Annotated in this window: 14 protein-coding genes; 4 read left to right on the top strand and 10 right to left on the bottom strand. The window is 31.6% G+C overall.

The window, feature by feature from the left end:
* The first annotated feature begins 52 nt into the window (after positions 1–52).
* The 3 genes from ACM55G_RS04285 to ACM55G_RS04275 all read left to right on the top strand — a co-directional run bounded on the left by ACM55G_RS04285 (position 53) and on the right by ACM55G_RS04275 (position 2,820).
* The gene (locus tag ACM55G_RS04285; protein ID WP_416842669.1) at positions 53–952 is read left to right on the top strand and encodes a NifU family protein; all 900 of its coding nucleotides are present in this window, start codon (positions 53–55) and stop codon (positions 950–952) included.
* 455 nt (positions 953–1,407) lie between these two features.
* Positions 1,408–1,917: a YtxH domain-containing protein gene (locus tag ACM55G_RS04280; protein ID WP_416842668.1), complete on the top strand. Its 510-nt coding sequence runs from the start codon at positions 1,408–1,410 to the stop codon at positions 1,915–1,917.
* Between the two features lie 75 nt (positions 1,918–1,992).
* On the top strand, positions 1,993–2,820 hold the full coding sequence (locus ACM55G_RS04275; RefSeq protein ID WP_416842666.1) for a mechanosensitive ion channel family protein: 828 nt from the start codon (positions 1,993–1,995) through the stop codon (positions 2,818–2,820).
* Positions 2,821–2,830: 10 nt separating this feature from the next.
* Here the strand turns inward: ACM55G_RS04275 and tsaB are convergent, their stop codons facing one another.
* The 3 genes from tsaB to ACM55G_RS04260 all read right to left on the bottom strand — a co-directional run bounded on the left by tsaB (position 2,831) and on the right by ACM55G_RS04260 (position 6,328).
* Positions 2,831–3,499, bottom strand: a complete 669-nt coding sequence (gene tsaB, locus ACM55G_RS04270; RefSeq protein ID WP_416842665.1) for a tRNA (adenosine(37)-N6)-threonylcarbamoyltransferase complex dimerization subunit type 1 TsaB — start codon at positions 3,497–3,499, stop codon at positions 2,831–2,833.
* 81 nt (positions 3,500–3,580) lie between these two features.
* Positions 3,581–4,885 (bottom strand): efflux RND transporter periplasmic adaptor subunit, encoded by a 1,305-nt coding sequence (locus ACM55G_RS04265; RefSeq protein ID WP_416842664.1) that lies wholly within the window; start codon positions 4,883–4,885, stop codon positions 3,581–3,583.
* A 6-nt stretch (positions 4,886–4,891) separates the two neighbouring features.
* Positions 4,892–6,328: a TolC family protein gene (locus tag ACM55G_RS04260; RefSeq protein ID WP_416842663.1), complete on the bottom strand. Its 1,437-nt coding sequence runs from the start codon at positions 6,326–6,328 to the stop codon at positions 4,892–4,894.
* Positions 6,329–6,520: 192 nt separating this feature from the next.
* Between ACM55G_RS04260 and ACM55G_RS04255 the strand changes: the two genes are divergently transcribed.
* Entirely contained in the window at positions 6,521–7,930 is a 1,410-nt protein-coding gene (locus tag ACM55G_RS04255; RefSeq protein ID WP_416842662.1) for a DUF4403 family protein, read from the top strand.
* A 91-nt stretch (positions 7,931–8,021) separates the two neighbouring features.
* Here ACM55G_RS04255 and ACM55G_RS04250 read toward each other — a convergent pair whose 3' ends face one another.
* The 7 genes from ACM55G_RS04250 to ACM55G_RS04220 all read right to left on the bottom strand — a co-directional run bounded on the left by ACM55G_RS04250 (position 8,022) and on the right by ACM55G_RS04220 (position 12,254).
* On the bottom strand, positions 8,022–8,270 hold the full coding sequence (locus tag ACM55G_RS04250) for a hypothetical protein (RefSeq protein ID WP_416842661.1): 249 nt from the start codon (positions 8,268–8,270) through the stop codon (positions 8,022–8,024).
* A 7-nt stretch (positions 8,271–8,277) separates the two neighbouring features.
* Positions 8,278–8,862 (bottom strand): DUF420 domain-containing protein, encoded by a 585-nt coding sequence (locus ACM55G_RS04245; RefSeq protein ID WP_416842660.1) that lies wholly within the window; start codon positions 8,860–8,862, stop codon positions 8,278–8,280.
* A gap of 1 nt (position 8,863) precedes the next feature.
* Entirely contained in the window at positions 8,864–9,550 is a 687-nt protein-coding gene (locus ACM55G_RS04240; RefSeq protein WP_416842659.1) for an SCO family protein, read from the bottom strand.
* A gap of 12 nt (positions 9,551–9,562) precedes the next feature.
* Positions 9,563–10,204: a hypothetical protein gene (locus tag ACM55G_RS04235; RefSeq protein WP_416842658.1), complete on the bottom strand. Its 642-nt coding sequence runs from the start codon at positions 10,202–10,204 to the stop codon at positions 9,563–9,565.
* Positions 10,205–10,279: 75 nt separating this feature from the next.
* Entirely contained in the window at positions 10,280–10,630 is a 351-nt protein-coding gene (locus ACM55G_RS04230) for a cytochrome C oxidase subunit IV family protein (RefSeq protein WP_416842657.1), read from the bottom strand.
* A gap of 16 nt (positions 10,631–10,646) precedes the next feature.
* Entirely contained in the window at positions 10,647–11,624 is a 978-nt protein-coding gene (locus ACM55G_RS04225; protein WP_416842656.1) for a cytochrome c oxidase subunit 3, read from the bottom strand.
* A 42-nt stretch (positions 11,625–11,666) separates the two neighbouring features.
* On the bottom strand, positions 11,667–12,254 hold the full coding sequence (locus ACM55G_RS04220; protein WP_416842655.1) for a cytochrome c oxidase subunit 3: 588 nt from the start codon (positions 12,252–12,254) through the stop codon (positions 11,667–11,669).
* Position 12,255: the final 1 nt, after the last annotated feature.

The following is a 12,255-nucleotide window of genomic DNA, read 5'->3' as shown; positions in this document are numbered from 1 at the left end:
TAGCTATTCGTGGAAAATAACTTTACTAAATTTGTAAAAATTTACTAAGATCATGACAAAAATTAGCATAAAAGAAACACAAAACCCAACGATATTAAAATTTGAATTTGCAGATTTTATTACTCAAAATGAAAGTTTTGAATTCAAAAATATAGATGAGGCCAAATCTTCCCCTCTAGCCCAACAACTATTTTATTTACCTTTTGTAAAAACAATTTATATCTCGGGAAACTTCATAGCTATCGAAAAATATAGTATTGTGGAATGGGAAGATGTAAAAGATGCAGTGGCAGAACAAATAGAAAAATTTGTAAATGATGGTGGAATAATAATTACTCCAGACGAAAACAAAACAAAAAAACAGCCTATAACCGTTTATGGAGAAACAACTCCTAATCCGGCCGCTTTAAAATTTGTGGTGAGCCGAATATTGACCAAAAATGCTATTGAATTCAAAAACATTGATCAAACTGGTGCTTCGCCTTTGGCAAAAGAATTATTCAAATTTCCTTATGTAAAAGAAGTTTTCATTGACGAAAACTACATCTCGGTAACCAAATATGAAATCAATGAATGGCAGGAAATAACCCTGGAAATAAGAAGTTTCATCAAGCAATATATTGAAAATGGAGGAACAGTTTTAGATGAAAATTTCATTGAAGCCGTGACCGCTGAAGAAAACACTAAAGCAAAAGAATTCGACAATCTGGATGTTACTTCACAACAAATCATCAATATCCTAGAGGAATATGTAAAACCAGCCGTACAAGCTGACGGAGGTAATATTGCATTTGACTCTTATAACGAAGCTGATAAAACTGTAAAAGTAATCCTTCAAGGTGCTTGTAGCGGTTGTCCATCATCAACATTTACTTTAAAAAGCGGTATTGAGAACATGTTAAAAAGCATGTTGAATGACGAAGAAATTAAAGTGGAAGCCATAAACGCATAAACCAGCTTAAATATATATTTGACTGACTAATTTATAGTTACATAAAATAATTACCATTTTAAATAAAATAGATACTGAATTTAAAGTGAATCTAAAATTAACTTTCAAACTCGAATAGATCAATTTTAGCAAACTAATTTTAAGCGTTTCATTTGAGACGCTTTTTATTTATAATTTATTTTAGAATTCCTGATATCCTTGCTATCTTTTGACTACTACTATTCCGACAAATAAACAAACTTTATTTACCTAATAGTGTTTTGGCGAGAATCCAAAAAAACAGAAAACCTGTTCTTTTTATCTTCACAATAAAAAATGACGAAACGCTTCTTATGTCTATCAAAATCAAACTTATTTAGCGTCAAATACTGATTTTCAGCAAATTATTAACGCTTTAGCAAAGCATTCTTAGAAAAAATTTCTTAATATTGTAAGTCTAATCAAATATATACAACATGGGACTATCTTCTTTTTTAAAAAACTTGTTTGGCACAGCCAAAGAAACAGCCAGTCAATTAGCCGACAAAGCCGAAACAACTTTTGAACATGCTAAAGAAACCGCAGCACCTTATATTGAAAAAGCGGAAACATTCGCTGAAGAAACTTTTGATAAAGCAAAAGTAACTGCCGCACCAATTTTAGAAAAAGTAGAAACATTTGCTGAGGAAACAATTGATAAAGTAAAAGAAACTGCTGCACCAATCTTAGCTAAAGTAGAAGATTTTACCGGTCATAACAAGGAAACAACTAGTGATGCTTTAGGAAAAGTAGTTGAAAGCGTAAAAGAAAAAACTGAAGTAACTGCTGATAAAATTAAAAATGCAGCCAGTAAAACCAAAGCAGCAGCATCTGAAGCTGTTGAAACTATTTGCGAAAAAACAAATAAATTAGCAAATGATGCCGAATCAGAAGTTAAAGAAATTGCCAAAAAAACTATAAATAGAATAGAAGAAGATGCAGATTAATTTATAAAAATTTATTTGTATTTTTGCGCTTCAAATCTAAACCTTCTCTTTTGAGAGGGTTTTTTATTACTCAAAATGAATTTAGACCCGAATCAACTTACTGATTACGCCAGTACTTTTGTAAAAGCATTAATCGATTATTCTCCAAAATTAATTTCTGCATTTGTTATTTTATTTGCTGGACTTTACATCATTCGGCTTCTCAACAGATTCATACGAGGGATAATGATAAAAAGAGATTTAGACCCTACTTTGACTAAGTTTCTTGCCGATATTTTACTTTGGGTTTTAAGAGTCCTATTATTTGTATCCTTCATCTCAAAACTAGGGATAGAAACTTCTTCTTTTGTAGCTATTCTTGGCGCTATGGGACTTGCAGTAGGTTTATCACTTCAAGGTTCTTTGTCAAATTTTGCAGGAGGAATGCTAATTATTATGTTTAAACCATTTAAGGTCGGTCATACAATTGAGGCGCAAGGTGTTATTGGAACAGTGAGTGAGATACAAATATTTGTGACCAAATTAATCAACGGGAACAATCAAACTATTTTTATTCCAAATGGATCGTTATCTAATGGGACTATTATCAATTATTCGCTGCAAGGATTTAGGAGAGCCGATTTGACTATCGCTATTTCTTATGATACTGATATTAAAAAGGCAAAAGACATCATTACTGCTGTTTTAAATAGTAATCCAAAAATACTTAAAACTCCCATTCCTGAAGTTTCAGTAAAGAACTTGACTGATAATGCCATCCAACTTGCAGTTAGACCATGGGCAAATAATGAAGATTTTGGCGAAGTTTTCTCTCAAACTTTAGAAAACTGTAAAGTTGCATTTGATGCTGCCGGAATCGTCATTCAACCTTTTGCAAAAGGATTATCAAAAGCCGATTCTTAATTTAAACAACCTACTTCTTTGAAGTCGTAATCATAAAATCTTTCAAATAATACGGTTCAAAATAAGCGACATCTACTGTGTCTTTTATTTTGAATTTTTCAAAACTTAACAAACTCATTTCTTTAGCTGAAGGATATTTGATATCTTCTAAAAAAACAAAATTATCTCTATTTAAAACCGATTTACATTTTTCGGCACAATCACCCACGAAATAAAGTATTTGCGTTAAATCTTCGAAAGAATTTTCAGTAATAATTTCCGCTAAGGTTTCTCTCTTATTTTCAAAATCCGGGGTAAAAATGGCGCTGTAAACTTCCATTCTCCTGGCATCAATCATTGGTATAATTAATCCATCTGAGACTATTACCTGAGAAGCTAAAGCTTTCAATGTATCAACAGCAATCAAAGGAATACCTAAAGCGAAACAAAGGCCTTTTGCGGCAGAAACTCCTATTCGCAATCCTGTATAAGATCCAGGTCCTTGACTGACTGCAACAGCAACTAAATCTTTGAACTCAATTCCTGCTTCTTGTATAATTTCTTCAATAAAAACATGTAGTCGTTCTGCGTGAGAATACCCTTCTTCTGCAATTTCTTTGCACAAAATTGTTTTCCCTTCTTTTGCTAGAGCAACAGAACAGTTTTTTGTGGCAGTTTCAATATTAAGTATGTAATCCAATTTTATTTTATTTTAACGTGAAAATCACAATCCTAAAATAAAATTTACAATTGTGATTTTCAAATATATGTACTTTATGTCTTATTTCTTGCTTTCTTCTTTATCTTTTTCTGTTTTTAACGTTACTTTATCCCCAGAATTAAGCTCTTTAGAAACGGTAGTGTAAGGTCCTGTAATAACTACATCTCCTTTTTTAAGCCCCGTTAAAACTTCAATATTAGTGTCATCTTGAATTCCTGTTCTAATGATTCTTATTTTAGCTTTATCACCTACTTTAACAAAAACACATTCAAATTTCTTATCGCTTTTAGGTGCTGCTTTTTTCTCATCGGATTTAGGATCCTCAATTTTTATTTCTTTAACGGCAGCGGTATCTGATTTTACCACAACTGAGCTTATTGGCACAGACAAAACATTTTTTTTTGTTTTGGTAATAATATCAACTGTTGCTGTCATTCCCGGTCTAAAAGGAGAATATGCTGCCGGTTTACCTTCTAGAAAATCCTGATATGATTCTTTAAGTATTCTTACTTTTACTTTAAAATTAGTTACTTGATCAGCTGTCAAAGAAGAACTTGCCGAGTTAGAAATACTGGTAACAATTCCTTTAAACTGTTTTTTTAAATAAGCATCAACTTCAACTTTTGCTTCATCACCTACTTTTATTTTCACAATGTCATTTTCATTAACATCAACTTCAACTTCCATGTTATTGAGGTTAGCAACTCTCAAAATTTCAGTTCCCGCCATTTGTTGTGTACCCAATACACGCTCGCCTAACTCCACATTAAGTACTGAAACTGTTCCGTCAGCCGGCGCATAAATAATTGTTCGTCCCAGATTATCTTGAGCTTCATTTACCGAAGCCGAAGCACTCTTTACATTAAAATAGGCTGTTTGCTTGGTCGCTTTTGCAACCTCAAAAGAAGCAATTGATTTATCCCAATCTGATCTGGAAATAATTCCTTTATCGAACAACGTTTTATTTCTGTCATAACTTGCTTTGGCTTCTTTAAAAGAGGCATCAGCCTGGCTCAAACCTGCTTTAGTTCCTGATAAATTGGCAACTGTTCTATTTAAACCAGAAGTATATAAATCTGGATTTATCTTTACTAACAAATCTCCTTTTTTGACTACTTGTCCTTCCTTTATAGGCAACGAAATAATTTCTCCTGAAACCATAGAAGATATTTTTACTTCAATTTCAGGCTGAATTTTCCCCGTAGCAGAAACAGTTTCAACTATTGTAGTAGCGTCAACTTGAACTATTTCTACTTCTTTACCTTTATCTTTATTTCCAATAATTCCTTTTTTGGAAAGCACTATCAATACTGCAATTATAACCACTGCACTACCAATTAAGATATAAATTGTTTTTTTTGACATAATAATCTAGTTTTTAATGATTGGAATTCCAAAATAGAATTCTAAAATTTTAATTTTAAAAATGTAATCGTATTTCGTTCTAAGAACCTCAGATTGTGCATTAGTAAGTAACGTTTGTGATTGGTTGAAATCAAAAGAATTCATCAAACCTACAGCATATTTCTCTTTAGCATAATTATAAGCTTCTTGTCTTGATTCTAAAGCTACAATGGACGATTCATGCGCATTTAAAGCTCCTTTTACATCTGTAAATGCAGTAAAAACATTTCTTTGTAAATCTAAATCTTGTTGTTCTAATACAAGTTTTGATTTTTCTAAACTTACTTTAGAACGTTCCACATTATTTCTTGCTGAAAACCCATTAAAAATTGGAACAGACAATTGTGCTCCAAAAGACTGTCCTTTGTTGTTACTGAATTGATCCCAAAATGGTAATGCATTTCCTAATACGGGTGAAAAATTATTTTGCAAAACATTTTGATTTGTTCCTTGCACATACCCAACTATAGATGTAGGATTTGAGGTATTAGGCTGAACACCTAAAACTCTATCACTGTAGGCAACCCTCGAACTAAAACTATAAAATCCTTGGAGAGTAGGTTGAAAAGCCCCTTTTGCAATAGCAACATTTTTTTCTGCTATCTCCAAATTGGTTTTAGCAATTTTCAATTCGATTTTATTATCTTTTGCTTTATCGTAAATTTCTGCCGGAGTTTGCGCTAAAATATTGTTCTCATCTTTAACATTAGTATCGTCGATGATATCAAAGTTTTCAAATTCTTTTAATTGTAACAATTGAGCTAAACTCAATTTTGAAATTAACAAAGCATTTTCAGCTGCAATAACATTTTGATTATTAGACGCAACAGTCGCTTTTATATCCAATAAATCACCACGAGGAATTGAGCCTGCATTGACTAATTCTTCTGAACGTGAATATTGTTTTTGATTGATTCCTAATTGTTCTTGCTGCACTTTTAAATTTTCTTTATTAAAAAGAATCTGTAAAAATGCATTGGCAACATTTAACGCAACATCTTCCTGCATTTTTTGCAATTGATATTTCGCTGCTACTATCGAAAGATTGGCTTTACGAAGTGTATTTTGATTTTGCAACCCTTTATAAATATCAATCCCAATATTAGCTCCTGCAGAGGTAAACTGAGTTGTTTTATTTTGTAAAAGTCCCGTAGTAATATCCTGATTTAAACCAATATTCCAAGAATGAGATGCATTGCCATTTAAAGAGGGAAGAAAATTTCCTAATGCCCCTTTTTTATCAATTACAGCCGTTTTAGAATCTAATTCGGCTTGCTTGATTGAAATATTATTTTGTATCGCATATTTCACACATTCTTCCAAGGTCCACTTTTTAGATTGTGCCTGAATGATAATGCTAAAAAATAACATTAGAATTAAACTAAGAAAACTTCTTTTTCCCATATATTTCGTATAAAAGTGCAGTACCACTGCTAAACAAATTTAACTTTTTCTATTAAAGAACTTATAAATATTAGTAAATAATTTATACTAGAATCCATTATAAAACAATTAGACTTTGAAAATTAGCATTTGTTACAAAAAATGCTGAAAATATATTTGTTTTGTTAATTTTGCCTTTTAAACTAAAATAAAATGCCGAAATTCTTTTCAATCTTACTCTCCATAGCGTATATCTTATTGATTTATGGTTGTTCCACTTCTCAAAAAATAGCCACATTAAAACCTGAACCTGATGATGCTGTTCCATTAGTTTACGAAAATATTCCTTCTTTTATCAATTTGCCAATTAGCATAAAACTAAAAGATATTGAAAACCAAACGAACTCGCTCTTAAACGGATTAATATATGAAGACAATACTATTGAAGATGATGGCATCGAAATGAAAGTTTGGAAACAGGCACCTATTATAATTACAAATGAAAAAGGAATTTCTGGAGAGAAAATAAAAACTATTTTACCACTCAAGGCTAAAGTAAAATATAGAATTGGCACAAAAAAAATGGGTATTGAATTTTATGACACACGAGAATTCAACCTAGATGGCGTGGTGACTTTAATAAGTGATACTGGCCTAATTAATTGGAAATTAAACACTAAAACCGAACTAAAATCATTAGACTGGAACGAAAGCCCAACGATGACCGTTTTTGGAAAAAATGTTCCCGTAACTTATCTTATTAATCCCGCAATCAAACTTTTTAAATCGAAAATTGAAAAGAAAATTGACGATGCTATTGCAACATCTATGGATTTCAAACCTAATGTTCTATCCGCATTAGAAAAAATTTGCACTCCTTTTCAAATGAATGAAGAATATAAAAGCTGGCTTCGCATTATTCCAATTGAAATCTATTCTACTACTGCCAAACTAAAAAATGATACTTTTTTGTTAGAAATGGGTATGAAATGTTCTATGGAAACATTGATAGGCAAGAAACCCGAATCTAAATTCGACAAAAATAAAATTGTTTTAAAACCCGTTATAAAAATACCTCAAGAAATAACCGCTAATATTGTTGCTGTTTCTACTTATGCAGAAGCTTCAAAAATAATGACTAAAAATTTCTCTGGACAAGAATTTGGTTCCGGAAGTAAGAAAGTAAAAGTACAAAACGTAGCCATTTGGCACAAAAACGGCAAAATGATAATAGCCTTAGATGTATTGGGGTCTGTAAACGGAACTATTTATTTAGCAGGTTTTCCACAATATAATGACAAAACGAAAGAAGTGTTTTTTGATAAATTAGACTACGCCCTGGACACCAAGAACAAATTAATGCGAACTGCCAACTGGCTGGCTCAAGGATTAGTTTTAAGAAAAATTCAACAAAGTTGTCGCTATTCAATAAAAACAAATTTAGATGAAGGCAAAAAAAGCATGATGAATTATTTAAAAAATTATTCACCAATGCCGGGTGTTTTTGTAAACGGGAAAATGGAGGATATTCAGTTCCAAAAAATAGAACTAACCAATCAGGCTATTATTGCTTTTATAAAAGTTACAGGAATGATACATGTATCGGTTGATGGTTTAAAATAGAGACCCCCTCCCCAACCCTCCCCGAAGGAGAGGCAGCCATTCAGATAAAAATGGAATTTGCTTTGTTGTTTTTTTTTTAAAATTTATAACCTTAGGCTTTCTTCTTTTTCATTCTATAAATAGCATACCCAATAGCCCCAACTAGAATATAAGGAATTACCATTAAGTAAACGATTCCGTCATTAACAGCCGCTGCTTTAGCTTTATTCCCTTCACCAGATAATGCCGCACGGCACATCGCGCATTGCGCATTTACGGGTAAGTGTAAGAAGAAAGACACTACAAGAAAGAAACTCGTCTTTACAAATTTTGAAAACCGTATCGTTATAATCTTTTTCATTTTATCTTTATTGAACATAATACGGCGAAATCATTAAGTAAACAACTACACCGGTAACGGCAACATACAACCAAATTGGAAATGTTATTTTGGCAATTTTTTTATGCTTATCAAATCTACTGGCTAGAGCTCGAACATATGTTACTAAAACAAGTGGAATAATAACAATAGATAAAATTATATGGGTAATCAAAATTATAAAATAAACCACTCTTAAATTGCCTACATTCAATTTTTCAGCAAGATCTATTTCACCATTATGATTGCTATCTCCAAAAATAGTAGAATCGGCCGTCATGTGATACGCAACATACATAACTAGAAAGGCAATAGAACAAGCTATTGCAGATTTCATTAAATTTTCATGAAGCACTCTTTTTCCCTTTTTAATAGCCCAAACAGCCAAAACTAATAAAACAGCTGTAACGCCATTTATAGTAGCATACATTGAAGGTAGGAAACGCAAAGGGGTTACATGAATACCAAAATCTTTAAGTTTCACTTTAAAAAGTATAGCCACAGCCACTGGTATAAGTACAGATAGGATAATAATCCATTTACCATATTTTTTTTCAATCGATTTATCTTCCATTTTAATCTTTTAATAAAATATTAATATCTTGTTGAATATCTCTAACACCTTTTTTATCTAATCCATCGTAATATAAAATTGGATTGCCAAAATCATCTTTTCTACAACGGATAAAACCGTTTTTGTCTATCAAGGCAAACAGTCCTGAATGCTCAAAACCACCACTTACTTTACTATTTTCACCAACATAAAGATTAAAACCTTTATTTGCAATGTCAAAAATATAATCTTTATCACCCGTCAGAAAATTCCAATTAGACGATTTAACTCCTAATAATTTAGCATGTGCTTTTAAAATCGCGGGAGTATCATGAGTTGGATCTATAGTAATAGAAACAATTCCAAAATTAGGATTTCCAAAGAAAGTGTTTTCAATTGCCAACATACTCAAATTCATTTTTGGGCAAATTGAAGGACACGTAGTAAAGAAAAATTCTAAAACATATACTTTACCTTTATAGGTTTCATTCGTAATTTTTTTATTATCCTGATTTACTAATTCAAATTTTGGAGCAGGACCAATCTTCACTAATTTACCATCATCCTTTTTTATCTCCCCGACTTTATCCAAACGATCTCCTTTTACAATATCGTTATTTTGTATTCTATCAATTATTTTTGGCACAGCATAAATCCCAAAAAGCAAAATAATAAAGGAAATTCCTATGTATGATTTATTTTTAAGCATAAATTCTAAGAATTAAAGTTCTTTTGTGGCATTGTGATTTTTTTTAAGTGCTGCTCGATATTCATACAAAATGACTTTAAAATCATCTAACATTTCATTACTCAAATCAGCAGGATGAAATGTATTATATCCTTCTTTATATTCTTTCTTTTCCTTTCTTCCTCTAAGATTTCTTTCTTTATCTACTATATATACATTTGGAGTACCTAAATTTTTATCAAGCTTTCCAACTAGTTTAAGTTGATTGTAGTATGCATTGATTTCTTGAGGTGAAGCAAAAACAAAATGCCATTGGCTTACATCTGTAAAAGCACCCAATGCATCGACAACCTTTTTTGTATCGCCTTCAGTGCCTAAAGGACAAAGCACAACAAATTGTAAATCCTTAAAAGTATGGTATCGTTGATAAATTTTTTCATTTAGATTAAAAAAATTACCTCTGTTTTTTAAAATTTCAGAACCAGAAAATCCTAAAATAGTTATTTTATTATTTAGACTAACTTTCTCGCCCTTTAAAGATTGCCATTCTCCAAAATCATCAATTTTAGGTGTAATAACAGGTAACTTCGTAAAACTATTTATACCGGATGCAAAAAAAAGATAAGCAACAATAGGCAAAATAAAGAGTACAAAAAGGACAATATTCTTTTTCATTATCGTGATAAAATTTAAAGTACAAAAATAAAAAAAGGCACGCAATGCGTACCCTTTTTTTGAATTAATATCTTGTTAAAAATTCCATTTAATCGTAGAATTCTTAAAAACCTCATAAATATAATTCCCTTCAGTCAAAAGAATGAAAAGTAAATATAATATTAAAAAAATTACTGGTAAAACAACTGCATTTTTTAGCGTACTTTTCTCTCCCTCCATGTGCATGAAAGCCCATACAATATAATATGCTTTTACAAGTGTTAAGATTATAAACAACCAGTTCAGTAAACTCATTGCCATAAAACTATTCATGTGAAGAACATTTGGCTTAAGAATTCCAAAAATAACCTCAACAATGGTTATTACAGATAAAAGACCAAAAACTGTCCAAATTCTTTTTGTATTAGAAACATGTTCGTGTGACATAATGATAAATCTAAAATTAAACTAAGTAGAAAAACGTAAATACAAATACCCAAACTAAATCAACAAAGTGCCAGTATAACCCCACTTTTTCAACCATTTCATAACTTCCTCTTTTCTCATAAGTTCCTACAAGAACATTGAAAAATATAATGATATTGATAATAATTCCCGAAAATACGTGAAAACCGTGAAAACCTGTGATAAAGAAAAAGAAGTCAGCAAATAATTTACTTCCGTATTCGTTGTGAGTTAAATTAGCTCCTTCTATCACTAAACTAGCTTGACTTAATCTTAATTCTGAATCTTTTCTAGAAAGAACTGTCTTTTGCTTTTCAGCAGTTATAGTTTCAGTTCTGATCAAAAGATCAGGATGTGCTTTGAAACCTGCTTGAACTTCGGCAACTGAATAAGATGGTAAAGAAGGCTCATCCATAAACCATTTTCCTTTACTTCTTGTCAATTGCTCCCTTTCTTCATGTAAAGTTGTTGCAAAATCAGCAAGTGCTACACGACGCCCTTCTTTATCAACAAACTGAAGTAAGCTACCTCCTTTTGTCTCAACAGCACCATATTCGCCTTTTATAAAATTCTTCCATTCCCATGCTTGTGAACCAACGAAGATCATACCTCCAATGATTGTTAAAAACATGTAAAGAACCACTTTGTTTTTTTTCATTTGATGCCCAGCATCAACAGCCAAAACCATTGTTACTGATGAAAAAATCAAAATAAATGTCATTAATGCTACATAATACATCGGAGCAGATACTCCGTGCATAAATGGAAAGTGAGTAAACACCTCATCGGCCAATGGCCATGTCTCAATAAATTTAAATCTAGAAAATCCATAGGCTGCTAGAAATCCAGAGAATGTCAAGGCATCTGATACGATAAAAAACCACATCATCAATTTGCCATAACTTGCTCCCATTGGCTCTGTGCCGCCTCCCCAAGTTTTTTCTTCACTATTTGCAGTAGTAACTGTCGCTTCCATATAAGTTATTCGTTAAAAAGTTCCCAAATTTACGTTTTTTTATTATTTAAAGAAATATAAAAATAAAAATAAATAAACCCATAGGAAATCAAGAAAGTGCCAGTACATTGCACCTAGTTCAATTCCAAGAGTTTGAGTTGAATTGTATTTTTGTTTAAAATGATTATAAATTATAATTAGCAACGAAATTAGACCACCAGCAAGGTGAGCCAAGTGCACAACGGTTACAATATACAAAAAAGTTGTTGTTATCGAACTCTCACTTCCTGTAAAATAATACCCATTTGACACTATTTGACCAAAGCCTGCAAATTGCAAAATTACAAATATAATTCCCAATGCTAAGGTAGACAAAAGAAATATAGTTGTCCCTTTTTGATTGTCTTTTTGAATTGCTTTTTTTGCCAAATGAAAAGCAACACTACAGCCAATAATTGCTATTGTACTATAATAAAAAGCGGTTGGTAATTGAAAATCCTTCAACCAATCGGCTCTAGATTTACTCACCACAAAAGCACTTGTAAGCCCTGCAAACATCATAGTCATGCTAACCATTGCAAACAGCAGTATCAACTTATATGACCGTGCTGTTCTAGATTTATGTTCGTCTGTTGTCATTGTAATCTCCATA

Origin of the sequence: Flavobacterium algoriphilum, assembly GCF_048158655.1 — a bacterium.
GTDB classification, from domain to species: domain Bacteria; phylum Bacteroidota; class Bacteroidia; order Flavobacteriales; family Flavobacteriaceae; genus Flavobacterium; species Flavobacterium algoriphilum.
The sequence above is the reverse complement of the archived record's forward strand: the minus strand, read 5'-3'. Positions and strand labels throughout refer to the sequence as shown.

Coding starts and splice junctions, on each gene's coding strand:
- ACM55G_RS04245 (WP_416842660.1), bottom strand. CDS start 8,862: ATGGAAGATAAATCGATTGAAAAAAAATATGGTAAATGGATTATTATC.
- ACM55G_RS04265 (WP_416842664.1), bottom strand. CDS start 4,885: ATGTCAAAAAAAACAATTTATATCTTAATTGGTAGTGCAGTGGTTATA.
- ACM55G_RS04260 (WP_416842663.1), bottom strand. CDS start 6,328: ATGGGAAAAAGAAGTTTTCTTAGTTTAATTCTAATGTTATTTTTTAGC.
- ACM55G_RS04280 (WP_416842668.1), top strand. CDS start 1,408: ATGGGACTATCTTCTTTTTTAAAAAACTTGTTTGGCACAGCCAAAGAA.
- ACM55G_RS04275 (WP_416842666.1), top strand. CDS start 1,993: ATGAATTTAGACCCGAATCAACTTACTGATTACGCCAGTACTTTTGTA.
- ACM55G_RS04230 (WP_416842657.1), bottom strand. CDS start 10,630: ATGTCACACGAACATGTTTCTAATACAAAAAGAATTTGGACAGTTTTT.
- ACM55G_RS04255 (WP_416842662.1), top strand. CDS start 6,521: ATGCCGAAATTCTTTTCAATCTTACTCTCCATAGCGTATATCTTATTG.
- ACM55G_RS04220 (WP_416842655.1), bottom strand. CDS start 12,254: ATGGAGATTACAATGACAACAGACGAACATAAATCTAGAACAGCACGG.
- ACM55G_RS04250 (WP_416842661.1), bottom strand. CDS start 8,270: ATGAAAAAGATTATAACGATACGGTTTTCAAAATTTGTAAAGACGAGT.
- ACM55G_RS04235 (WP_416842658.1), bottom strand. CDS start 10,204: ATGAAAAAGAATATTGTCCTTTTTGTACTCTTTATTTTGCCTATTGTT.
- ACM55G_RS04240 (WP_416842659.1), bottom strand. CDS start 9,550: ATGCTTAAAAATAAATCATACATAGGAATTTCCTTTATTATTTTGCTT.
- ACM55G_RS04225 (WP_416842656.1), bottom strand. CDS start 11,624: ATGGAAGCGACAGTTACTACTGCAAATAGTGAAGAAAAAACTTGGGGA.
- ACM55G_RS04285 (WP_416842669.1), top strand. CDS start 53: ATGACAAAAATTAGCATAAAAGAAACACAAAACCCAACGATATTAAAA.